Source organism: Confluentibacter sediminis (assembly GCF_003258355.1).
Lineage (GTDB): Bacteria > Bacteroidota > Bacteroidia > Flavobacteriales > Flavobacteriaceae > Confluentibacter > Confluentibacter sediminis.
On record NZ_QKPO01000004.1, the window covers coordinates 56040 to 81160 of the forward strand.

General features: G+C 34.2%; 23 protein-coding genes, 1 tRNA gene and 1 pseudogene. 15 read left to right on the plus strand and 10 right to left on the minus strand.

Annotated features, from left to right (window positions below):
* Positions 1–35 precede the first annotated feature (35 nt).
* Together DKT72_RS03765 and DKT72_RS03770 are read left to right on the plus strand one after the other, a co-directional pair.
* Positions 36–1300, plus strand: a pseudogene (locus tag DKT72_RS03765) (MATE family efflux transporter).
* A gap of 39 nt (positions 1301–1339) precedes the next feature.
* The gene (locus DKT72_RS03770; RefSeq protein ID WP_111307397.1) at positions 1340–1921 is read left to right on the plus strand and encodes a TMEM175 family protein; all 582 of its coding nucleotides are present in this window, start codon (positions 1340–1342) and stop codon (positions 1919–1921) included.
* Between the two features lie 69 nt (positions 1922–1990).
* On the opposite strand, the gene pckA is transcribed toward DKT72_RS03770, so the two are convergent.
* Positions 1991–3622 carry a phosphoenolpyruvate carboxykinase (ATP) gene (gene pckA, locus DKT72_RS03775; RefSeq protein ID WP_111307608.1) on the minus strand — a complete coding sequence of 544 codons (1632 nt, stop codon included), beginning with the start codon at positions 3620–3622 and terminating at the stop codon, positions 1991–1993.
* Positions 3623–3989: 367 nt separating this feature from the next.
* Between pckA and bshB1 the strand changes: the two genes are divergently transcribed.
* Complete coding sequence (gene bshB1 / locus DKT72_RS03780; protein WP_111307398.1) at positions 3990–4712, plus strand: bacillithiol biosynthesis deacetylase BshB1; 723 nt, start codon at positions 3990–3992, stop codon at positions 4710–4712.
* A 114-nt stretch (positions 4713–4826) separates the two neighbouring features.
* A tRNA-His gene (locus DKT72_RS03785) sits at positions 4827–4902 on the plus strand.
* A gap of 68 nt (positions 4903–4970) precedes the next feature.
* Here the strand turns inward: DKT72_RS03785 and DKT72_RS03790 are convergent.
* From DKT72_RS03790 to DKT72_RS03805, 4 genes are all read right to left on the minus strand, one after another.
* Positions 4971–5987: a M28 family metallopeptidase gene (locus DKT72_RS03790; RefSeq protein ID WP_111307399.1), complete on the minus strand. Its 1017-nt coding sequence runs from the start codon at positions 5985–5987 to the stop codon at positions 4971–4973.
* A gap of 45 nt (positions 5988–6032) precedes the next feature.
* On the minus strand, positions 6033–7088 hold the full coding sequence (locus DKT72_RS03795) for a M28 family peptidase (RefSeq protein ID WP_111307400.1): 1056 nt from the start codon (positions 7086–7088) through the stop codon (positions 6033–6035).
* Between the two features lie 127 nt (positions 7089–7215).
* Positions 7216–7557, minus strand: coding sequence for an FUSC family protein (locus tag DKT72_RS03800; RefSeq protein ID WP_111307401.1), 342 nt, complete (start codon positions 7555–7557; stop codon positions 7216–7218).
* Between the two features lie 12 nt (positions 7558–7569).
* Positions 7570–8334: a DUF3108 domain-containing protein gene (locus tag DKT72_RS03805; protein ID WP_111307609.1), complete on the minus strand. Its 765-nt coding sequence runs from the start codon at positions 8332–8334 to the stop codon at positions 7570–7572.
* 184 nt (positions 8335–8518) lie between these two features.
* Between DKT72_RS03805 and DKT72_RS03810 the strand changes: the two genes are divergently transcribed.
* From DKT72_RS03810 to DKT72_RS03860, 11 genes are all read left to right on the plus strand, one after another.
* Positions 8519–9370: a universal stress protein gene (locus DKT72_RS03810; RefSeq protein ID WP_111307402.1), complete on the plus strand. Its 852-nt coding sequence runs from the start codon at positions 8519–8521 to the stop codon at positions 9368–9370.
* Between the two features lie 10 nt (positions 9371–9380).
* On the plus strand, positions 9381–9839 hold the full coding sequence (locus DKT72_RS03815) for a cytochrome c family protein (RefSeq protein WP_111307403.1): 459 nt from the start codon (positions 9381–9383) through the stop codon (positions 9837–9839).
* 10 nt (positions 9840–9849) lie between these two features.
* Complete coding sequence (gene trxA, locus DKT72_RS03820) at positions 9850–10146, plus strand: thioredoxin (protein WP_111307404.1); 297 nt, start codon at positions 9850–9852, stop codon at positions 10144–10146.
* Positions 10147–10204: 58 nt separating this feature from the next.
* On the plus strand, positions 10205–11536 hold the full coding sequence (locus DKT72_RS03825; RefSeq protein WP_111307405.1) for a cytochrome ubiquinol oxidase subunit I: 1332 nt from the start codon (positions 10205–10207) through the stop codon (positions 11534–11536).
* Position 11537: 1 nt separating this feature from the next.
* Entirely contained in the window at positions 11538–12614 is a 1077-nt protein-coding gene (gene cydB, locus DKT72_RS03830; RefSeq protein ID WP_111307406.1) for a cytochrome d ubiquinol oxidase subunit II, read from the plus strand.
* A 545-nt stretch (positions 12615–13159) separates the two neighbouring features.
* Entirely contained in the window at positions 13160–14470 is a 1311-nt protein-coding gene (locus tag DKT72_RS03835; protein ID WP_111307407.1) for a TolC family protein, read from the plus strand.
* Positions 14471–14478: 8 nt separating this feature from the next.
* On the plus strand, positions 14479–15552 hold the full coding sequence (locus DKT72_RS03840; RefSeq protein ID WP_111307610.1) for an efflux RND transporter periplasmic adaptor subunit: 1074 nt from the start codon (positions 14479–14481) through the stop codon (positions 15550–15552).
* A gap of 194 nt (positions 15553–15746) precedes the next feature.
* On the plus strand, positions 15747–18980 hold the full coding sequence (locus DKT72_RS03845) for an efflux RND transporter permease subunit (protein WP_111307408.1): 3234 nt from the start codon (positions 15747–15749) through the stop codon (positions 18978–18980).
* A gap of 4 nt (positions 18981–18984) precedes the next feature.
* Positions 18985–19296, plus strand: a complete 312-nt coding sequence (locus DKT72_RS03850; RefSeq protein WP_111307409.1) for a hypothetical protein — start codon at positions 18985–18987, stop codon at positions 19294–19296.
* Positions 19297–19302: 6 nt separating this feature from the next.
* Complete coding sequence (locus DKT72_RS03855; protein WP_111307410.1) at positions 19303–19491, plus strand: YgaP family membrane protein; 189 nt, start codon at positions 19303–19305, stop codon at positions 19489–19491.
* A 67-nt stretch (positions 19492–19558) separates the two neighbouring features.
* Positions 19559–19897, plus strand: coding sequence for a DUF4870 domain-containing protein (locus tag DKT72_RS03860; RefSeq protein ID WP_111307611.1), 339 nt, complete (start codon positions 19559–19561; stop codon positions 19895–19897).
* Positions 19898–19993: 96 nt separating this feature from the next.
* Here the strand turns inward: DKT72_RS03860 and dnaN are convergent, their stop codons facing one another.
* The 5 genes from dnaN to DKT72_RS03885 form a co-directional block, all read right to left on the minus strand.
* Entirely contained in the window at positions 19994–21112 is a 1119-nt protein-coding gene (gene dnaN / locus DKT72_RS03865) for a DNA polymerase III subunit beta (protein ID WP_111307411.1), read from the minus strand.
* Positions 21113–21285: 173 nt separating this feature from the next.
* The gene (gene gldG / locus DKT72_RS03870) at positions 21286–22953 is read right to left on the minus strand and encodes a gliding motility-associated ABC transporter substrate-binding protein GldG (protein ID WP_111307412.1); all 1668 of its coding nucleotides are present in this window, start codon (positions 22951–22953) and stop codon (positions 21286–21288) included.
* Positions 22946–23431: a hypothetical protein gene (locus DKT72_RS03875; protein ID WP_111307413.1), complete on the minus strand. Its 486-nt coding sequence runs from the start codon at positions 23429–23431 to the stop codon at positions 22946–22948. The genes gldG and DKT72_RS03875 overlap by 8 nt, the downstream gene beginning before the upstream one ends.
* Positions 23428–24147, minus strand: coding sequence for a gliding motility-associated ABC transporter permease subunit GldF (gene gldF, locus DKT72_RS03880; protein ID WP_111307414.1), 720 nt, complete (start codon positions 24145–24147; stop codon positions 23428–23430). Before gldF ends, DKT72_RS03875 begins: the two co-directional genes overlap by 4 nt.
* Positions 24148–24203: 56 nt before the next feature.
* A complete protein-coding gene (locus tag DKT72_RS03885; protein ID WP_111307415.1) occupies positions 24204–25091 on the minus strand; it encodes an SAM hydrolase/SAM-dependent halogenase family protein in 888 nt (295 codons plus the stop codon).
* Positions 25092–25121 lie beyond the last annotated feature (30 nt).

Here is a 25121-nt window from a genome sequence, read left to right on the forward strand (position 1 = left end):
TTATGCTGGCAATTCCCATGATTTTGGAAATGCTTATGGAATCTATTTTTGCTTTGGTAGATATTCTTTATGTATCTAGAGTGAGTGTAAATGCTGTAGCCACTATTGGTTTAACAGAATCTGTTATCACGCTGGTATATGCCTTAGCCATTGGCTTAAGTATGGCTGCAACGGCCATTGTTGCGAGGCGTGTGGGTGAACATGATATAAAAGGCGCATCTACGCTGCTGTCCAAGTCATTTTTCTTGGTGCTTTTGTGTCTATTATAATTAGCGTGTTTGGTATGATGTATCCAAAAGAGATCTTGAGGCTAATGGGCGCGGAACCCGATTTGATTGCTGAAGGTTGTGGATATACAAAAGTGCTATTAGGCGGCAATATGACGGTTATGCTGCTATTTTTGATTAATGCTGTTTTTCGTGGAGCGGGAAATGCCTCTGTGGCTATGTGGACACTTATTTTATCTAACGCCCTCAATATTATTTTAGACCCTATTTTTATTTTCGGATTCGGTTCCATCAAAGCCTATGGCGTTGAAGGAGCAGCTATTGCCACCACCATTGGTAGGGGTAGTGCTGTATTATTTCAATTGGTCATTTTATTTTATGGTTATAGTAAAATTAAGATTGGCTTTAAAGACTTGGTGTTTCGTGTTGGAATCATGTTTAACTTAATTAAACTGTCTTTAGGAGGTATTGGTCAGTTTTTAATAGGAACGTCCAGTTGGGTGTTTTTAATGCGTATTATGAGTGAATTTGGTAGTGAAGTATTGGCGGGTTATACCATAGCCATTAGAGTCATGATGTTTACTATGATGCCTGCCTGGGGGTTAAGTAATGCAGCAGCAACGCTAGTTGGACAAAATTTAGGGGCAAAAAAACCCGATCGGGCCGAACAATCTGTATGGAAAACAGGGCGTTATAGTGCTATTTTTATGGGAATAGTTTCTGTTGTTTATTTAGTCTTTGCTTCTCAAATAATTGTGTTATTTAATACCACACCCGATGTTGTAAAGTATGGTAGTTTATGTTTACGTATTTTGGCTTCGGGATATATTTTCTATGGTTACGGTATGGTCGTTATTAATGCTTTTAATGGTGCAGGAGATACTAAAACACCAACCTATATTAACTTCGTTTGCTTTTGGTTACTGCAATTGCCATTTGCGTATTTTATGGCTATTACATTGAAGTTTGGCCCTTCCGGTGTGTTTTGGGCAATTACATTGGCTGAAGTTTTAATCGCTATTATAGCCGTTGTTTGGTTTAAAAAAGGAACTTGGAAAACAATAAACGTTTAGTTTAAAAATAGTATTTTAGAACCTTAATAAATTCATTTTATGACAAAAGGAAGATTGGAAGCCTTTACCGATGGTGTGTTGGCCATCATAATAACTATTATGGTATTGGAATTAAAGGTGCCCCATGGAGGTAGTTTTGAGGATTTAAAATCATTGTTGCCTATATTCCTAAGCTATGTGTTAAGTTTTATTTATATAGCCATTTACTGGAATAACCATCACCATATGATGCAAACTGCCAAACATGTTACTGGGAGTATTTTATGGGCTAATATGCACTTGTTGTTTTGGTTGTCATTGGTGCCATTTGTAACTAGTTGGATGGGGGAGAACCATTTTACCAGTGCGTCTGTATTTTTATATGGAATCGTACTTTTGGGTGCGGCTATTTCATACGTTTTGCTACAGTTTTTAATAATAAAAAGCCATGGTAAGGAATCTGTTTTAGCAAAAGCTCTGGGGAATGATTTTAAAGGGAAAATATCACCAATTCTATATGTTATAGGCATTGTGGCATCTTTTTTTAATGTTTGGATAAGTGGTATAGCATTTATAGGTGTCGCTATAATATGGCTCATTCCAGATAGAAGAATTGAGAAAGCACTTAAGAATGAGAACTAGTCACTTATGACTATAACAAAAAAGGAACTCCAAACGGAATTCCTTTTTTTTTGGTTGAAAAAAATCTTATTAAATGTGTTCTTCTAAGTGATGATGTTCATCAATTAAAGGGCCACCTTCCATAATTTGTTTGGAAGCTTCATTTGCGAATTTTTCAAAGTTTAGATGGAATGAATGTGCTAATTGAATAGCTTTACCAATGTAAGCTCCTTTTTGCAACCAAGTATTCATAGGATCTAAAATCTCAGTAGGAACACCAGGACAATATTTAGGCATAAATAAACCAAATATTGGATTTTGCTCGAAATCTACATGATCTAATTCTCCATTAAGGATGGCAGTAATCATAGCCCTTGTGTATTTTAGTTTGATTCTAGAACCTACACCATAAGGACCAGCACTCCAACCAGTATTAATTAACCATACATTAACTCCGGCATCACTCATTTTTTTGCTTAACATTTCACCATAAACTGTTGGATGAAGTGGCATAAAAGGAGCTCCAAAGCAAGCAGAGAATGATGGAACAGGTTCTGTAATCCCAGCTTCTGTACCAGCTACTTTTGCGGTATATCCAGAGATAAAGTGGTAAGCAGCCTGACCTGGAGTTAATTTTGATACTGGAGGCAATACACCAAATGCGTCACAGGTTAAGAAAAATATATTTTTCGGATTGTTGGCATAAAGGGTTTCTTGTATGTTATCAATATGATAAATTGGGTAACAAACACGAGTATTTTGAGTAATGCTGCCGTCCATATAATCTACTTCACCATCAGCTTTAAATACGACGTTTTCAAGTAAAGCGCCTGGTCTAATTGCTCTAAAAATGTCTGGTTCTTTCTCTTCAGTAAGGTCTATTACTTTTGCGTAACAGCCACCTTCAAAGTTGAAAATCGTATTATCCGCAGTCCAACCGTGTTCATCATCACCAATTAATTTTCTGTCTGGGTCGGCTGAAAGTGTTGTTTTACCAGTTCCAGATAATCCGAAGAAAATGGCGGTATCACCATATTTTCCAACATTAGCAGAACAGTGCATTGGTAATACATTTTTCTCTGTTGGTAAAATTAAGTTTAATGCAGAAAAAATCCCTTTTTTCATTTCACCAGTATAAGCAGATCCACCTATTAAAGCTATTTTTTTAGTGAAATTTAAGATTGAAAAATTTCCTTGACGAATGCCGTAAGCTTCTGGATTTGGACAAACATATCCAGGAGCACAAAGAATCAACCAATCTTCTTTAAAGTTTTCAAGTTCTTTTTCACTTGGACGTAAAAACATGTTATAGACAAATAGATTAGACCAAGGTAATTCGGTAACTGTTCTAATATTTGTTCTGTACTCGGGTTCTGCACACACATAACCATCTCTTACATAAATTTCTTTACCAGAAAGATATTCGGTAACTTCTTTTTCTAGTTTGTCAAAATTTTCTGGAGATACAGGAATGTTTACTTTTCCCCACCATACTTTATCTTTTGTATACTCATCTTTTACAAGAAAACGGTCTTGCGGAGATCTACCAGTAAATTTACCTGTATTAACAGCTAAAGTACCGTTTTTGGTTTCTCGACCCATTTTTTTCTCTACTGTAATCTTTTGAAGTTTTTCAGGAGATAAATTCCAATGTGCTGTCACATCTTTCAAACCATATGGTTCTAATCCTGATTTTTGTTTAAGTGTTGCTGAATCTTTCATTTTATTAAATTTTAAGGTTCCCATTAATAGTATTAATGTATATGTTTACTTCTTGTTAATTAATTTTACATTTGCATGCACTAAATATGAATGCTTTTATGATATAGTAAAATTACTGCCGAAGAACTTTAGGAATTATGACTAATGTCATACTTTGCTGAAACACAGTATTTTTCAACAATTCATAATGTTTTATTATTTTAAGTGAAGAAAGTTTTCACGAAAACGTATTCGTAATATTAAGTTTTAATATTTTGATATGCTTTTTCGTTATTTTAGATTTTATATCAAGTTTAAAAAGGAAAAATTTTAATAAATTCATAAAAAAAACACCTAAAACGTAAGTTTTAAATAAAAAATAATTAAAATGAAATTAGATATACTTGCTATTGGTTCACACCCTGACGATGTAGAGTTGGGATGTGGTGCCACTATAGCGAAAGAAATAGCAAATGGTAAAAAAGTTGGTATTGTAGATTTAACTCAAGGGGAGTTAGGAACGCGGGGTAGTGCTGAAACAAGGCATCAAGAAGCTGCCAATGCTGCTAAAATATTAGGAGTATTTGTTAGAGAAAATATGGGCTTTGATGATGGGTTTTTTGTTAATGATAAAAAACATCAACTAGAACTTATAAAAATGATTCGTAAATATCAACCAGAAATTGTGATTTGTAATGCCGTTGACGATAGACATATAGATCATGGTAAAGGTAGTAAATTGGTTAGTGATGCTTGTTTTTTAAGCGGATTGATAAAAATTGAAACCTATTTAGAGAATGATGTTAAAGCTCAAGAGATATGGAGGCCAAAACAAGTATATCATTACATTCAATGGAAAAATTTGCAGCCAGATGTTATTGTTGATGTATCAGGATTTATGGATGCCAAATTAAGTGCCGTTTTTGCATATAAAACACAATTTTATGACGAAACCAGTAAAGAGCCACAAACACCCATTTCGAGTAAGAATTTTGCTGATAGTGTACGTTATAGGGCAAATGATTTAGGTAGATTGATAGGGGTCGAATACGGTGAAGGCTTTACTGTAGAACGTCATGTAGCTGTTGATAGTTTGTTTAATTTGAAGTAGTTAGTTTTTAGCTTTATTTATTTTAGAATTTATTGATTAAAATATTATAAAAAGGTTTTGTAGAAAAACAGAAATCAGTTACATTTGCACTCGCATTTAAGATGCGTGCTACATGGTGGTTGTAGCTCAGTTGGTTAGAGCATTGGTTTGTGGTACCAAGGGTCGCCGGTTCGAGCCCGGTCTTCCACCCAAAAGTAAAAGCCTTTCAAGAAATTGAAAGGCTTTTTTTGTATTACAAAAGTGTTGAACTAAAATTAGTTAATCCAATTTTATTCTCTCGTCTCTATTTGCTATTTCCCAAGCTGTATAAAAAATCACTTGAGCACGTTTTGCTAACAATTCATATTGGATTTTATCAGGAGTATCTGTTGGTTTATGATAATCCTCGTGTGTCCCATTAAAGTAAAAAATAATAGGAATATTATTTTTTGCAAAATTATAATGGTCAGAACGGTAATAAAAACGGTTAGGGTCTTTATCATCATTATAAGTGTAATCAAACTCCATATTGAAATGCTTTTTGTTTACCGCTTCCGATAGTTCGTGGAGTTCTGTACTTAATTTATCAGACCCTATTAAGTATATATAATTAGGATTGTTTTCATGCTTAGCATCAACACGGCCAATCATGTCAATATTTAAGTCGGCTACCGTATTTTCCAGTGGAAAGATAGGGTCTACGTCAGCATAATACTGCGAACCAAAAAGACCTAATTCTTCTCCCGTAACATGTAAAAACAATATGGTTCGTTTTGGTCTGAATCCCTCATCAACAGCGACTTTAAATGCTTTAGCTATTTCAATAACAGATACCGTCCCCGATCCATCATCATCAGCACCATTATTTATATCGCCATTGTTACTGATCCCTATGTGGTCAAGATGTGCTGAAATAATTAGAACTTCATCTGGTTTTTCCGAACCTTTTATATAAGCAACGACATTCTCCGAAGCTTTGGCTCTTCCTTTAAAAAATGCCTCTGGAATTTCTTGAAAATAATCTCCATCTGCAATTGGTGAAGGAATCCCCATATTTACATAATGTTCTTTAATAAAATGGATGGCTTTTTTTTGACCGGGTTCTCCCGTTTTTCGACCTTCAAACTCATCGGAAGCATACGTATATAACATATCTTTTAAATCTTTAGCCGTTATGGTTTTAGCAAATTCTAAAACATTTGGAGTTGATTTTTTTGATTTTGGACTAGCAGTTTGTGAGGTACAGCAACTAGTAACTAAAAGCATGATGCTTAATAGGAATACTATTTTTTTCATTTGAATTCTATATAATATGGTAAGTGCGTAAATATATGTATTATTTTAATTTAAAAGAAGTTCATTCTTCTTATCAACCAACAAAGTATGTGATTGATTGGCTAATTGCCATGCGGTTGCAAAAATCAAGCGAGTTCGATTTTCTAACAATTGATAATCTATTTTATCTGGAGTATCGGTAATTTTGTGATAATCCTTATGTTCTCCATTAAAATAAAAAATAACAGGAATACCCTGGGAGGCAAAATTATAATGATCGGACCTGAAATAATAATGGTTTTCATCATTTTCAGCATTATATCTGTAATCTAAATTTATGTGGCAGAATGCATTATTTACTTTTTCAGAAAGATAGTGAAGTTCTTGGCTGAGTCTATCAGCACCAATTAAATAAACATAATTTTTATTATTTACATGGATATTGTCAACACGACCAATCATATCTATATTAAGGTTGGCAATAGTGTTTTCTAGAGGAAATGCAGGGTTTTGAATGTAATACAATGAACCTCTTGTACCAATTTCTTCCCCAGTTAAATGCAAAAATAAAATACTTCGTTTGGGACCATGTCCTTCCTTTTTGGCTTGATTAAAGGCTTGTGCTATTTCCATAATAGCAACCGTTCCAGAGCCATTATCATCTGCACCATGATAAATATTGCCAATATCATCTTTCCCTAGATGGTCTAAATGCGCCGAAATTATTATAAGTTCATTTGGTTTTTCAGAGCCTTCAATATATGCTAATACGTTTTCAGAAGCTTTAATATTATTTGAGAAGAAAGATTCTGGTATGATTTGGTAATACATGGCCTCTCCAAAAGGAGAGGCTATGTTTTCTTTAATATAATAATCTTTAAGAAACTGAGCTGCTAATTTCTGTCCTTTTTCTCCAGTTTCACGTCCTTCATAGGTATCGGATGAAAACTCATAAAGTTCTTTTTTTAATTCTTGGCTTGTTATAGTTTTTAAATAATTTACAACTAATGTACTATCAACAATTTGAATGCCATCTTTAATATTTTGAATTTTAGTGGTGTATTTAGTTGTGGCACAAGTACCAACCAATGCGAATGCCGAGAGAATGCAAAGGGTTTTCATGTGTTCTTTAAGGTTGTTTCATGTGTAACTTGCAAATAATCAGTATTTTAAATGGATAAAAACTATTAGAACGTTCGTTTCATAAAAAATCAAATCCAAATATAAAAAAAACTAAGTAATAAAACGACTACTCTATATTTATATCTTCCAAATCTAAATCTTCCAATTCCTCTATTGCTTCTTGCTTAGATTCTACTTCCTTATTAAGGAGTTCTTCAGTATTTTCAACTTCAACTTTAGTGAATATGGCTTTATATATGGTTATTGAAATAGATATAATAGTTAGCAAAAAAGTGAATTGGATTATTTTTTTTACATAACCAGCTTTTTTTGATAAGTAAAAGGCAATCAAACCAAAAATCAGAGCCGCTATTGCTGGAAATATAGCCAGATTGGAAAGGGGTAACACGGCTAAAATAGTTGTTAATATAGCTGCTATAAGACCTAAAATTATAAATACTTGTTTCATAAGTGGATAAGTTTAGTTTTTTAATCCAGAAACGGATTTTATTTTTAGCTCTCCGCTACCAACAGGAATTTTAAATTTCCCATAAACTGGAATTTTGTTTTCGTCTGCTGTAAGCCATAAAAAATTGCTATTGGTACCCTTAAGTACATCTGGCTGATTTGATCCTATAGCTAATTTGTAACATTCTTTTTTTCCAACAGCTGTAGGTATTGTCTCTTTCCCTAAATAGGTAAACATACCTTTCATTTCTTCTCTATCAAAAAGTATTGTAAAGGTTTTTTTAGTTCCCACTGGCATATTTTTAAAGTCAATTAGTCGTAAGCTATATATAGTAGATACAATATCTTTAGTGCCAGTATGTATGGTAAGATTTTTGTTTTCTTCTGGTTTATTTCTTTTGGTTTGCACAGATTTAACGGTATTGCTTTTTGGGTCAAATGTATACTTCATAGCTTTGTAGTACCTTCCCTCGTTAACATCTCTTTTATGTAGATATGGCTTTAAATTATTAGGGTTTACATAGCTTTCATATAAATCTCTAATTTTAAAAAAATTATCCCATTTACTATATGTGGCAGCAGTACATTTTAATCTTAACAATGTTGCTTTAGAAGTTTTAGCTTCACTAGTTTCCATGGTGACTTCTGCTATATTATTAAGAACACCAGACATATTGTATGAAGCTGTAAATACAAGCTTCTCTGTTTTACCAACAGCATTGTTCTGAGCCTTAATAGAAATAGTTGTTAAAAAAACAAGGAAGAATATTATACGCATTTTAAAAAAAATAAAGGTTTTACTACTGGTAAAATTAATCATTTATCGTGCCGAAATTACAAACCTTTTCGGTCTTATTCTAATTTTTTTATTTTGTGAAATTAGGTTTTTCTATAACTGACATATGTCATAGTTTTTTTTGATATGTTAATCTATATTTACATGTAATTTTATATTTTCTGAAATGAAAGCCATATTACTTCCTACGGATTTTTCTAAAAATTCTATCAATGCCATTGAGTATGCTATGAATATGTTTCAAGATGTAGAGTGTGATTTTTATTTGCTAAATGTTCAAAAAGCATCCTCATTTATTTCCGATGATATGATGGCGATGTCTTCTTCAACCACTATTTATGAAACTTTAATTTCGGCGGCTAAAAAATCTATTGAAAATGTCATATCAAAAATAAAAACAAAGTACCATAATGAGAAGCATCATTTTCATTCTGTTGTGGATTATGATAATTTGATTGATTCCATTAACCAAATCTGTCAAATCAATAATATAGATTTAATAATTATGGGAACTAAAGGTGCTTCTGGACTGGAGAAAGCTATTTTTGGAAGCAATACGGTTCATGTGATACAACGCTGTAATGTTTCTGTTCTAGCCATTCCAGACAAGTGTGTTTATTCTAATTTAGAGGAAATTACATTTACTACCAGTTTTGAAAGTCTATACAATATTGAAGATTTGCAGCCATTAAAAAGTTTGATCACATTAAATCATAGTCATTTAAGCATTTTGCATATCATATGTGATACTGATTATGCTGAAGAAATGGACAAGGATATTGACTTTTTTCAATCCCATTTTTTCAATCCAACACTAAAATATATACACTCAACTTCTAATGATCTATTTAAATCTGTTAATCAATATATTGTTGACAACAATGTTAAATTAATAGCGATGGTTAATAAAAAACATTCGTTTTTTGAACGTTTGTTTGTAACACATTATGTAGAAACCTTTGGTTTTAAAATGCATACTCCTTTTTTGGTTATGAATAAAAAGGAGCATACTTCTTAAATTTATAAAAATGAAAACTATTTCAATAGTTCTTGTCCTTGTTTTATTGTTTATTAATTGTAACAATTCTGATAAAACTTATTATGCAAAAAATTTAGAGGTAACAAAAAATCAAACGCATCCAGGTAAAAAACTAATGGAAACCAATTGTTATATTTGCCATAATGCTACTACAAGTGAAGCCAACCGAATTGCACCGCCTATGATAGCCATTAAAATGCGATATATTAATGGAAATACAACCAAAAAACAGTTTATTGCCAGTATGAAAAATTGGATAAAAAATCCTGTTGAAAGTAATGTTAAAATGTACGGTGCTGTAAAACGTTTTGGCATCATGCAAAATTTACCATACCCAGAAGACGTTATAGAACAAATTGCAGATTATATGTTCGATAATGATATAGAACAACCAGAATGGTTTAAAGAGCATTACAATCAAAATAAAGGACAGATGATGCGTCAATAAATTATAATTTATGAGTCGTTTTTTAGAAATTATAAATCAAGATAAACCCGTTTTGGTCGATTTTTTTGCTGAATGGTGTGGACCCTGTAAAATGATGGCACCCATATTAAAAGAAGTAAAAGATAGTTTAGGAGAAACCGTTTCTATTATAAAAATAGATGTAGACAAAAACCAACCCTTGGCTTCTCAATATCAGGTTAGGGGTGTTCCAACACTTATTCTTTTTAAAAAAGGGAAACAGCTTTGGAGGCAATCTGGAGTGGTTCAAAAAAATGATTTAATTAGCCTCTTAAATAGTAATAAGTAATAAAAGTTACCCGTCTTTCATTTTTTGTGTTGTATTTTTGAAAACAAAATAGTTTCACATGGAAGACATGCTCTTTTATGATAGAATGCAATTTGCATTTACCATCACATTCCATTATTTATTTCCTCAGTTGACCATGGGATTATCATTAATGATAGTCTATTTTAAATGGAAATTCTTAAAGACACAGGTCAAAAAATACAATGATGCTGCAAAATTCTGGATGAAGATTTTTGCTCTTAATTTTGCGATGGGCGTTGTTACGGGGATTCCTATGGAATTTCAATTTGGAACCAATTGGGCTAAATTCTCGGAGTTAACAGGTGGTATTATTGGGCAGACGCTGGCTATGGAAGGCATGTTCTCTTTCTTTTTGGAATCTTCTTTTTTGGGACTTTTTATTTTTGGAGAGAAATTATTAGGGCATAAACTTCATTTTATCACAGGGTTTTTAGTGTTTCTGGGTTCATGGGCAAGCGGATTTTTAATTATTGCGACCCACTCATGGATGCAACATCCTGTCGGCTACGAAATTTTGGAGAATGGAAAATTTGTATTGAATAATTTCACTGCGTTGTTTACAAATCCATGGTTGTGGCCGTCGTATTTACATAATCAAGCCGCATCGTTAGTCACCGCTTCTTTTGTGGTTGCCGCTATTGGAGCATTCTACATTCTAAATAATAAACACCATGAATTTGGAAAATTATTTGTAAAAACAGGGGTTGTTTTCGGATTGGTATCGAGTATTGTTGTAGCGTTTCCAACAGGGGATATGGTTGCCAAAAACGTGGTAAAACATCAGCCGGTGACTTTTGCGGCAATGGAAGGTCTTTTTGAAACAGTTGATGGAGGTTCTGAAATTGTACTTATTGGGCAGCCTAATACATTAGAAAAAAAACTAGACAACAAAATAGCCGTTCCAAATATATTAAGCTTTTTGACCTATCAAAAATGGGATGCTACCATTAAAGGATTGAATGAATTTGATGAAGATGTATATCCGTCAAATATTCCAGGCTTGTATTATGCGTATCATATTATGGTGGGATTGGGAACCATCTTTATTGGGTTGTTGTTAATTGCTTCGGTTCAACTATTCAGAAAAAAATTATATAACACCAAGTGGATTTTATGGTCGTTATTGTTTATGTTGCCGTTTCCCTATATAGCCAATACGACAGGTTGGTACACAGCAGAATTAGGTAGGCAGCCTTGGCTGGTTTATAATTTGCTAAGAACTGCAACAGGAGCATCGCCCACCGTTTCTGCAGGAAATACGTTATTTACGCTATTAGGATTTATTGGATTGTATTTATTACTAGGACTTCTTTTTTTATTGCTTGTTGGAAAAATTATCAATAAAGGACCTGAACTTATAAAACACTAATATGGAATTATTTTGGTATATTGTTTTAATGACTATGTTAGCCATTTATGTGATTTTAGATGGTTACGATTTTGGAGCAGGCATCATTCATTTATTTTTTGCTAAAACCGAAAAGGATAAAAAAGCCATAACTAGTGCTATTGGCCCTTTTTGGGATGCCAATGAAGTTTGGTTAATAGCAGCGGGAGGTGTCTTGTTTTTTGCGTTTCCAACCTTGTACGCCTCATCTTTTAGCGGGTTTTATTTGCCTTTGATTATGATTTTATGGCTGCTTGTTTTTAGAGCTATAGGATTGGAATTACGAGGTCAAGTACACAATAAGATGTGGGAAGCTGTATGGGATAAAGCCTTTGGAATAGCAAGTTTGCTTTTAGCTTTATTTTTCGGTATTGCCTTAGGGAATGTTGTAAGAGGCGTTAATTTAGGTATGGTAACTAATGGTGTTTCTACGCAAGAAGCCCATTATTTCTTTTTGCCACTTTGGAATCCAACATTTAGTCCACAAGCAGAACATTTAGGAATCATCGATTGGTTTACTTTATTATTGGGAGTTATAGGCGTTGTAGCATTAACCATTCATGGTGCCAACTGGATTATTTTTAAAACGAATTCCAGTTTAAATGCAACGCTTAAAAAAGTAGTGTTTGTTTTAAATTTGGCACTTTTAGCACTTATAATATGTTCATTGTTAATTTGGCATATTATAGAGCCTAAACCATTCCATAATTTTTTTAAGCATCTTTGGTTATTTATTTTTCCAATCATTTTTTTTATTGGGCATTTTGGGTTATTTAAAGTTAAAGCATTTAAAAAGGATGGAATGGGATTTTTCTTCTCTTCACTATTTCTTTTTGGAGGCATCACCTCTACAGTAGCATCTATATTCCCTAAAGTATTACCTTCCACAAACGACGTGAATCCAGATTTAACCATTTATAATGTCGCTGCCGATGATTATGGTTTGTCAGTAGGAATATATTGGTTTATAGTGGCCATTGTTTTAGTGATTATTTATTTTACCATTCAATATAAAGTTTTCAAAGGTAAAATGGACGATGTGGGGTATGGTGAACATTGAAATCAAATATGTAAAATCATCTTTTGTATTGATCATTAGTATATAAATACCATAGTTTGATATATGGTTATAAGTTAAATATAGCCTTAATATGTCCCTTATAAAATGTGCATAACCATGTTGGTACCCTTTCGATCGCTATCATAACAAAAGGTTTATTGGAAAATAACATCCGAACCCTTCAAATAACTAGCTACAGATAGAATAAGCCTGTTTTAAATATTCATGTAAATTCAATTAGAATTCACATGAATATCAGCATCAAACCATTGGCTGATATATGGTGAAAATGCAAAACCCTATTTTTTGGGAATGGATAGTCATTATGTGGACCATGCCTTTTATTTTAGGGTTTTGTTATAGGCTTATTAACCCAGAAAGGAAGCCCATTAAAAAAGCGAATGGATGGCATAGCACACTTGTAGTCGACCCATTTTAAATCACAAAAAGAACGATTTTCAATTTTTATACATAAGTAGTCCGTAACATAAGTTACCAACTATACTTTTTATCTATCCTAAATTTGTCATGTAAAATTTAAAACAATGAACAAATTATACACTATAACAGTTGGTTTTTTTAGCTTTTTATCTGTCATCAATGCTCAAGAGATTATTAAAATTTCCAAACAAGAGGTTTTAAGTAGGGTAGCAGAAGACAACCAAACTATTAAAATTTCTAATGAAGATTTTAATGCGGCTAGAGCAGATTATAGACAAACCAACGCCATTTTTTTACCACATATCACGGTATCTCATACAGGCATTTCTACAACCAATCCTTTAATGGCTTTTGGTTCAAAATTAAATCAAGGTATATTGACGGCTGCTGATTTTGATCCAACATTGTTGAACAATCCAAAACAAACCCAAAATTTTGCAACATTAATCGAAGTAAAACAACCATTGATTAATATGGATGGTTTTTTACAACGTAAAGCAGCTAAAAGTAAGATGGAGGCTATGACTTTACAAACCGAGAGAACGACGGATTATTTGGTTTTTGAAGTGGATAAAGCTTACATGCAGTTGCAATTGGCTTATAAATTAGTGGACGTTATGGAGAAAGCACTTAAAGCTGCCGAATCCAATAAAAAATTAGCTGATAACAGTTTTAAACAAGGTTATTTACAACGTGCCGATGTGTTGGCTGTAGAAGTAAGGGTTACAGAGGTTAAAAACCAACTGCAAACGGCTAAAAGTAATGTGGAGAACGCATCCAATTACTTGTCTTTTTTGATGAATGATACCCATAGTACCATTTACAAACCTGCTGATAGTTTGATGATTGATAATCTGTATGCAGAGGTTTCTTCTCAAATTTCAACCGAACGTTCAGACATTAAAGCCATGCAATTAGCTTCACATGCTTATGAAAGTATGCACAAGGCAGATCATATGAGCTTTTTGCCAACCTTAAATGCTTTTGGAAGTTACGAACTGTATGATGATAAAGCGTTTCAAGCTGACGCCAGTGGGTATGTAGTGGGGGCACAGTTAAGCTGGACTATTTTAGATGGTACTAAACGTTTCGGAAAATCACAAAAAAGTAAGGCGGATTATGAAAAGTCTAAACTGCAATACGAACAATATGTGTCGCAAAGTCAGTTAGAATTAAATAAAGCCAAACGTATGTTTATAGATGCCGAAAATAAATTAAAGCTTACAAAATTGGCGATGGAGCAATCTCAAGAATCATTAAGGATTAGAACGAACCGTTTTGAAGAAGGCCTAGAAAAAACATCCGATTTATTAATAACCGAAACACAATTTGCACAAAAACAATTAGAATATTATCAAACCATTTTTGAGTATAACTATGCCCAAGCATATTTAAATTTTTTAACTAAAGCCTAATGAAAAAGATGAAAACTACATATACCATAGCCTTTTTAGCTCTAACTTTTTTAGTTACAAGTTGTGGTAACGATGAAAAAAAAGCCATGGCAGATACAACTGTTATTCCTGTAAAAGTAAGCTCAATTAGCGAAAACAATAACAATCCATTTTTAACAGCAAGCGGTACGATTCAAGCGGTTAACAGCGCGAATTTAAGTACCCGCATGATGGGATTTGTCACCAATATTCCCGTAAATGTGGGCGATAAGGTGAAAAAAGGGCAGTTGTTGGTGTCTATAAACAATTCCGATTTACAAGCTAAACTCTCCCAAGTAAATGCGGGCATTATGGAAGCAACCGCTGCTTTCACAAATGCTGAAAAAGATTACAATAGATTTAAAAATTTGTTTGCAGAAAGCAGTGCGTCACAAAAGGAATTAGACGATATGACAGCGAATTACAACATGGCTAAAGCCAGATTGGAAGGAGCCAAACAAATGAAAAACGAGGTAGATGCTCAATTTGCTTACATTAATATCCGTGCACCATTTGATGGTGTTATCACAGGCACATTTATTAAAAAAGGAGATATGGCGAATCCTGGGATGCCTTTAGTGGCTATGGAAATGCCTTCGAGTTTTGAAGTCATCACAAATGTTCCAGAAAGTGACATTTCAAAGATAGCATTAGGAACTTCTGTAACGGTTCTAATAAAATCAATGAATAAATCGGTGAACGGGAAAGTTTCAGAAGTGAGTAGTTCAGCTAAAAACACAGGCGGGCAATACTTGGTAAACGTAGCTTTAGATAAAACGGATGTTCCTGTTTTATCGGGCATGTTTGTTACCGTTCAATTTCCTATTGAGAAACAAGGTCAAACGGATATGGTTTTAATTCCGGTAAGTGCCATGGTTACTAATGGACAGCTATCGGGTGTTTACACCGTGAGTGAAAACCATACAGCCTTGTTGCGTTGGTTACGTGTAGGTAGAACGTTTGGAAATCAAGTAGAAGTGTTATCAGGATTATCGGCTTATGAAACTTATATTATTTCAGCCGATGGGAAATTATATAATGGTGTAAAAGTAAGTATTAAATAAAATTAAATGCGTTAAGGATGGTCGTGGAAATCCTTTTTTTGAAATAGAAACGTCATTACGAGAAGCAATAGCGACGAAGTAATCTGCTTGTTATTAGACAGATTGCCACAGTAAATGAAAAATTTACTTCGCAATGACAAATCAAAAAAAGATTGTAACGAACAGCCTGTTAAAACGTCCAAAAAATAATAAACATGCAAGAAGGAATTTCGGGTAAAATCGCCCATTTTTTTATCAACTCCAAGCTGACCATTTTGTTGATGATTGGTTTGATGATTATTGGGGTATATAGTTCGTTTCTCATTCCAAGAGAGGAGGAACCACAAATAAACGTGCCCATGGCCGATGTCATGGTCGGGTATCCAGGAGCAAATCCAACCGAGGTTGAAAGTAGGGTCATAAAACCTTTGGAAAAGATTATTTCGAATATTAAAGGTGTGGAGCATGTCCACAGTATGGCCATGAACGGACAAGCCATGCTTGTGGTTCAGTTTTATGTTGGTGAAGATACCGAACGCTCTTATGTGAAATTATACGACGAGTTGATGAAACATGAGGATATGTTTCCAGAAGGCGTTTACAAACCCATGGTAAAAACACGTTCTATTGATGATGTCCCCATGTTGGGATTAACACTTTGGAGTGAAAATTATGATGATTTTCAACTGCGTCAAATTGCTGAAGAAGTGACTTCTGAAATTGAAAAAGTAAAAGATGTATCCATCACCAAAGTCATTGGAGGTAGAAACCGACAACTGAAAGTGGTTTTAGACAAAGATAAAATGGCAGGAAATGGCGTGGATGCATTGGGTATTATGCAAATGGTTCAAGCCAATAACAGCAGCTCACAATCTGGAAGTTTTGTAAATAACGATACAGAGTATTTAATTACCACAGGTAAATTTCTTGAAACCGCTGAAGATGTTGAGAATCTAGTGATTGGGGTCAATCAAAACAGGCCTGTTTATTTAAAACAAGTGGCCACTATAAAAGATGGCCCAGAATCTCCAAGTTCGTATGTGTCTTTTGGTTACGGACAAGCTAATGAAGACTATGAAAATAATACATCAGAATATCCAGCCGTGACCATCTCCATTTCAAAAGTAAAAGGTGCTGATGCCATGAAAATCTCGGAAAAGATATTGTTGCATGTAGACAAATTAAAAGAAACCTTAATCCCATCAGATGTTCATATAGATGTCACCAGAAATTATGGGGAAACCGCTTCAGATAAAGTAGGGGAGTTGTTATTGCATTTAGGGGTTGCCATATTAGCGGTGACTATTTTAGTGATGCTTGCCATGGGGTGGCGTGGTGGATTGGTCGTTTTCTTTTCCGTCCCATTAACATTTGCATTGACCTTATTTGCCTACTATATGTTGGGCTATACCTTAAATAGAATCACGCTATTTGCCTTGGTGTTCGTGGTTGGTATCGTGGTAGATGACAGTATCATTATTGCCGAAAATATGCACCGTCATTTTAAGATGAAGCGATTGCCATTTAAGCAAGCGGCTATTTACGCCATTAACGAAGTTGGTAACCCTACCATTTTAGCCACTTTCACAGTTATTGCCGCTATTTTACCTATGGCGTTTGTATCGGGAATGATGGGGCCTTATATGAGTCCCATGCCCATTGGAGCATCTATTGCCATGCTATTGTCATTATTTGTGGCTCTAACGGTCACGCCCTATTTGGGATACCATTTATTACAGGAAAAAGACAAGCAAGCTCATAAAGAAGACACAGGTATCGAAACAAGCAAGATTTATAAGATATACAAAAAAATGGAGCAGCCTTTTTTAGATAGTTCCAAAAAACGAAATCTCATGTTTGCCATTACAGGGTTGCTGCTTGTGGGTTCTGTATTGATGTTTTTTACAAAATCGGTTGCCGTTAAAATGCTGCCTTTTGATAATAAGAATGAGTTTCAGGTAGTGATTGATATGCCTGAAGGCACTACTTTGGAAAGAACAGCAGTGGTTACCCAAGAAATTACACAATATTTAAAAACAGTTCCAGAAGTGGTTGATTACCAGAATTATATTGGTACGTCGGCTCCCATAACTTTTAACGGTTTGGTACGCCATTACGATTTACGTGGCGGTAGTAATATGGCCGATATACAAGTGAATCTTTTACATAAAGAAGAACGGGATTTACAAAGTCATGATATTGCAAAAATAGTGCGTCCAAACATTCAAAAAATAGCTAAAAAATTTGGAGCCAATGTGAAAATTGTTGAGGTACCACCAGGGCCACCAGTACTTTCAACCTTGGTTGCGGAGGTGTATGGCGGGCCTAATTATGAGGAGCAGATTAAAGTGGCTGACCAAGTTAAAAACATCTTAGAAAACACCAGTGATGTGGTAGATACCGATTGGATGGTTGAAGACGCTCAAATTGAATACCGCTTGGAAGTAGATAAAGAAAAAGCCATGTTGTATGGCATAGTGCCCCAACAAGTGGTTGGTAATTTAACCTATTTGCTTCAAGAATATCCTATTTCTAATTTGTATGATGAAACTTCCAACGACAATGTGAGCATCGTGCTTTCTTTGGATGATAAAGACAAAACCTCACTTCAAGATATTCAGAATTTAAAAATTAAAGGACTCCAGGGTCATATGATTCCTGTAAGGGATTTGGTTTCTGTTAAGAAAGAAACCTTAGAAAAAACCATTTACAGAAAAGACCAAAAACGAGTGGTGTATGTATTGGCAGATATGGCTGGTGCCTTGGAAAGTCCAGTATATGCTATTTTAGGCATGGAAGAAAAGCTTCAACAGATAGAACTTCCCAAAGGATATAAAATCAACGAACTGTACATGGATGCCCCTACAGAAGAAACTGATTTTACCGTAAAATGGGATGGCGAATGGCAAATAACGTTGGAAGTGTTCCGTGATTTAGGGGCTGCCTTTTTAATAGTAATTGTTATCATTTACATGTTGATTGTGGGATGGTTTCAAAACTTTAAAACACCGTTGGTTATGATGGTAGCCATTCCGCTTTCGTTAGTGGGTATTGTTTTAGGACACTGGATTTTGGGAGCTTTCTTTACGGCAACGTCGTTTATTGGTATGATTGCTCTGGCGGGTGTTATGGTGCGAAATTCGGTATTGTTAATTGACTTCATCGAAATTAGATTGAATGATGGGGTTCCTTTAAAACAGGCGATTATTGATGCAGGAGCCGTGAGAACGACGCCCATCTTACTAACAACTGGTGCTGTGGTTATTGGGGCATCTATTATATTGTTCGATCCTATTTTTCAAGGATTGGCCATTTCATTAGTCGCTGGAGCGATTGTTTCAACCATACTGACATTACTCGTCGTCCCATTAATTTATTACATCGTTGAACGTAAAAAATGGGAAAAAGATGCCGCTATTCAAGACAATAAAGAAGACATAAATACATAAGCCCATGAAACTAGTTATTATTACGGCCATTAAAGCATTTGAAAAAGATATTAAACTTCAATTGAAAAGCGCAGATGTTAAAACCTTTTCATTTAGAGACGTTACGGGATATAGGGATAGCACTGAAGATGCTGTGGAATCGAATTGGTTTTCGAGTGAAATGAATCAAATGGACTCTATTCTTTTTTATGCTTTTGTTAAAAAGGAAAATGTCGATAGGCTCTTTGAATTGATTAGTGATTTCAATAGCCAGCAAAAGACTTTGTCACAGATTCATGTGGCAGTAATAAACATAGAAAAATCAAATGAACACTAAATAACAATGAAAAATAGAATCGTTAGGGGTATTGCGGGAACTTTTATACTTATTAGTTTATTACTTGCTATATATGTCAGCCCAAATTGGCTCTGGTTTACTGCTTTTGTGGGTGCTAATTTGTTGCAATCTTCTTTAACCAAATGGTGTTTGATGGATACTATTTTAGAGAAGGTCTTTAAAGTTAAAAATTAATTGAAAACTATTTGTAACATTTTAAGGTCTTGTGCGTCATATTGGTATCAATCAAAACACAACAACCATGAGACAAGATAATCAACTAATAGTCATTACCCATTTGAGCCAATTAATCACATTGGTTACTGGTTTTGGAAGCTTAATCGTTCCATTGATACTTTGGATCACCCAAAAAGAAAAAGTATATCATATGGACGAACACGGTAAAAATATTGTAAACTTTCAGTTAAGCCTTATTCTTTACTTTATTATATGTATTCCATTAATTTTGCTTTTAGGACTTGGTATTTTAGGCTTTATCGTTTTAGGTATCATATCCATCGTATTTCCTATTATTAATGCCATAAAAGCGAGTCATGGGGAAACTCCAAAATATCCTTTATCTCTTAATTTTATTAGTTAGTTTAGTGACGAGATAAGCAAAAAGCTCACCAATTTGGTGAGCTTTTTTATTTGTATTCCCGCCAAGGCTGGGATTTTTTTAGTCAATAAATAATACTTAACTGTTCAACATTACAGGCATCACCAACATAGTAACTTGTTCACCTTCATCAAGGCCATCAACAGGGGTTAAAATACCAGCTCTATTTGGTAAACTCATTTCTAATTGTACGTCATCTGAACTTAGGTTGTTCAACATTTCAGTTAAGAAACGAGAGTTGAATCCAATTTGCATATCGTCACCTTGGTAATCACAAGTTAAACGTTCTTCTGCTTTGTTACTGTAATCAATATCTTCCGCAGAAATGTTTAATTCAGCACCCGCAATTTTAAGTCGGATTTGATGCGTTGTTTTGTTTGAAAAGATGCTCACACGGCGTACAGAATTTAAAAACTGGGTTCTGTCAATCGTTAATTTATTCGGATTTTCTTTTGGAATCACCGCTTCATAATTTGGGTATTTGCCATCTATTAAACGACAAATCAATTCTGAATTCTCAAAGGTGAATTTCGCATTAGAATCATTGTATTCAATTTTCACGTCATCTTCACTAGCGGCTAAAATACCTTTTAAAAGATTTAAAGGTTTTTTAGGCATGATAAATTCCGCTACTTGATTGGCTTTAACGTCTTCACGTTTGTATCTCACTAATTTATGGGCATCGGTTGCCACAAAAGTCAATCCTTCCGTTGAAAATTGAAAAAACACCCCACTCATAACGGGTCTTAAATCATCATTTCCTGCCGCAAAAATGGTTTTACTGATGGCAGTTGCTAAAATATCTCCTGTTACAATGGTGGTGCTTGGGTCTTCCAGAGCTACTGCTTTTGGAAACTCATTACCATTCGCATAAGCCAATGCATATTTACCATGGTTAGAGCTGATCTCAACGGTATTATTGTCTTCAACAACAAAGGTTAAAGGTTGTTCTGGAAATGTTTTTAAAGTATCTAATAATAAACGAGCAGGAATCGCTACGCTGCCTGCACTATCGCTTTCAACATCAAGAGAGGACGACATGGTCGTTTCTAAATCGCTGGCAGATACCGTCAGTTTAGATTTATTTAATTCAAATAAGAAATTATCTAAAATAGGTAAGGTATTCGAACTATTAATAACACCGCCTAAAACTTGTAATTGTTTTAATAAATATGTGCTTGATACTATAAATTTCATTTGAAAATTTTTATTTTTTGTTGTTGATTAGGTGTAACGAAGCCTCATTCGTTTTCTTTATAAAAAGCTAAATAAGACTTTGTTCGCTGAAAATTAATACGTTTTTGATTGAAAATATACTACTTACAAATATATCCCATACATCCTAAAATAGGAAACAAACTTATTAACATTTAGGCACTGTATTTTTTCTTTCTGAAGTAGTTGAAAGCAAAACCGAAAAGACTTAATAATACCAGTGGGAATGCGATGTTTATGAGTTGCCAAGTTGTTTTTTCATCGGTAATTTTTTCCTGATTTAGAAAGGCTACCGTTATTTCTTTGGAACGAATGTTTATAAGTCCGTCATCGTCCAATAAATAATTGACGGCATTCAGTAAGAATTCCTTGTTTCCATAGGTTTGTCCTGTCCATTTATCAAAGCCTAATTCTTGTGGGCCATTTCTTGAAACATCATTTTTAATCACATCACCATCGGCAATCACAATCATTTTGGTTGGTGTACTTTTATCTTTTTCTCCAGATAATTTAAAAGGTTTTATCCTGTTTTGATAGACAGATGAAAATTCACCTTCCAATAAGACAGCCAGAGTTTGATTGCCTTTGTTAAATAAGGCTGGATCAGGTTCTTGGGTAACCACTTCTAAACTGATTTGCCTAGGGGTGCCTTCTAGTTTTGTAAGTGGTTCGGTTTGTAGAAGAATGGTTTTTTTAATACTGTTTTTAAGAGTATCGATTTGGTTGGCAAAATCAAACCTTACCAAATTCAAATTATTAACAATAGGGTGGTTGTTTTTTGATGATGCTAATGGGGAATACGGCCATCTTAAATGTTGAAATTGCGATTCACTTCCGTCTCCCATGGCCAAAGTTATGGGGGCAGAGTAGAGGGTGCTTACCAACACAGGATTAATACGAATGCCATATTTAAAAAAGAAATCAGTCAAATTTAAATCCCTGGTCACCGCAAAATTGCTGCCAGAGTCATTATATAAACTATCCTTTTCCATAGCTACGGCATCAATCAACCACAGGCTTTTTCCACCGTTCATAGTGTATTGGTCTAACACTAATTTTTCTTCTTCAGTAAATGCTTCTGTAGGTTTTGCAGCAATTATTAAATCAAAAACTTCTAAATCTTTAAGTGTTTTTTGTGGATTGGTGGCAACGCTATCTAAAGTAAAGGGTGCTAAATAGTAGTATTCACCTAGCTTTTTGGCAAAGTTTGCAATGTATTTATCTTCCAGTTCTTTATTGCCTCTTAAAATGGCTATTTTTCTACTTTTAGGTTTTGTCAATTTATTAAAACCATCGGCAAAAGCGTATTCTAAATGCTGAACAGAATTGATGACTAATTCTTGCTGGGACGCTCCAATTTTACTTTTCACGAGTGGAATGATAACGGTTTGGTCATTATAACTAGCCAAAGCCCAAGGAAAAATAACATCTTGGGAGGATTTTCCTGTTTCTTGAACACTCAATTGCATGGGCGTTAATCCGCGTTCCATGAGTTGTTGCATATTGCGATCGCGCGTCGATTCATCTTCCAAAGGGTTGATAAAACTGAAAACAATATGGCTGTTTTTTGCTGAAAACTCTTCAAGAAGCTGTCTGGTTTCATTTTGAAGGCGTCTAATTTCCGAAGGGAAGTTATCCCCTTTTAAAAACACATCAATCACCATAGGCGATTCTACGTCTTTAATGGTATTGATGGCCGCTTCGCTTAATGTGTAGCGTTTGTCTTCGGTTAAATCAAAACGTTTAAAAGCTTTGCTGCTTACATAGTTAATACCTATTAAGACCACTAAAAGAATTAGTATGTATTTTATGTGTTTATTCAAACTTTTTTTCCATTTGGTATTGCGAAATACGCGTTACTTTATTGTCTTTAAAAACAAGCTCCAAACATTCTTGGGTCATGTTAAAGGCGCCTGGTTTAAAACCTAAATTATAGTTCCACATTTCTGGGGAGTTGGCCTTAATAGAATCATCCCAACTGTACCATTCACTTTTCCCTAAAACTTGTTTTACTTGGTCTTTTGTTTTCCCAAGAAACAGGTTTTTAGTTACGACTTCGGTGCTCATTTCATATCGCAAAGCTGGTTTTTCTTTCCATGCTTCCGAATCAAAATGTTTTTGATGGTGGTAACTAAAAAAGATATTTATAAAAGGATAAAATACATAAAAATAAACAATAGGTGTTGCTATTAAACTGATTAATAAACTTACCCATTTACGTTTGTCAATTGTGTTGGCAAATATCCATACGAGTATAAAAACAAGCAATAAAAAAATAACAAAAAGTGGCGTAATAATCATTTGTTTTCTCTATTTAAATTGAGTTTAGTAAGCATTAAAAAGAATATGGAAACACTTAAAAAATAAACAATATCCCTAGTATCCAGTACCCCTCGGCTCATACTCTTAAAATGGTAACTCATGCCTAATGCTTCTATAAATGTACTAGATGAAAATTCCGAAATCCCTTCAAAACCTATATAAAATAGAAAGCATAGAAAAACGGAGAGTATAAAAGCCACGATTTGATTATCGGATACCGTAGAAGTAAAAAGGCCAATAGCAGTATATGAAGCCACTAAAAATAACAATCCGAAATACGAACCTAAGGTGCTTCCCATATCTAAGTTACCAACAGGATTTCCAAGTTCGTAAACCGTATATACATACAGTAAGGTTGGTAAAAGTGCCATGATGATAAGAATGAGCGATCCAAAATATTTACCAAGGACAATTTGTAAATGCGAGATGGGTTTCGTGAGTAACAGCTCTAAAGTTCCTTGTTTTTTTTCATCTGAAAAACTCCGCATGGTCACAGCAGGAATCAGGAAAATCAATATCCAAGGGGCTAATAAAAAAAACGAGGATAGATCAGCAAAACCATAATCCAATACATTAAAATCACCTTTAAAAACCCATAAAAACAACCCGTTTAAAACTAAAAAGATAGCGATGACCAAATACCCTATGGGGGAAGCAAAAAATGAATTGATTTCTTTTTTTAAAATGGCGAACATGAATACTTTTAAAGTTTAAGGTATGGATTTATTGATGACAAATATCTAAAAATTATTTATTCATAGTCTTGAAAACTGCTGACACTTTCTTTTCCTTTAGGAATTAGGGGTGTTGCTACAAAATTAACACTCACCGTATCCATCAAATTTAAGCCCATCAAACTTGAGGCGCCACCCACCGTGGTTGGGTTGCTTCTATATACGGCAATTTCTAAAAAGCCACCAGAGTTAAAAACCACCAAACCTCTGCCTTCATCATGGCGTTTATCTTCAGGGATATCAAAATTAACCACATCGCTGTATTTTGAAAATACGGTTTTAAATTTATGATTACGTGCCGAAATTTCAAAATCACGTCCTTTCTGTACGTTTTCAAAAAAAGCTTGCTTAATATTGGTCACTACATTTCCATAATTATCAATATAAATAATGCTTCCTATGATTTGGGTTTTCTCCTCATTTATAAAAGGCACCAGATTTTTTATAGGTTTTATGGTGCCAATAGTTTTTCCAACAACATCTAAAGTGCCACCTCTGGCAATATGGCAAGCCACTTTAACAAATACATCTAACACAGGGAAACTACTTTGTATTTTATTATGTATATTGATTTCAACAATTTTCTCAGGGGCAATCTCACTACACAGCATGCTCATAATTCCATTATTGGCACAAATAAAATAATGCTCATCTAACTTGATGGCTATATGTTTGTTTTCAGGATTTATTTCAGAATCTACCCCAATAATATGCACACTGCCTTTCGGGAAACTTCTATAGGCATTTTGGATAATATACGCCGCTTCAGGAATGTTAAAGGGTGAGATAAAATGTGAGATATCAACAATTTTCACTTCTGGCAATTCACAGTAAATAGCGCCTTTTATAGCACCTACAAAGTGATCTTTTTCACCAAAATCTGAAGTTAATGTGATAATCGCCATTGGCAAATTGTTGATATGTTTTTAATGTTT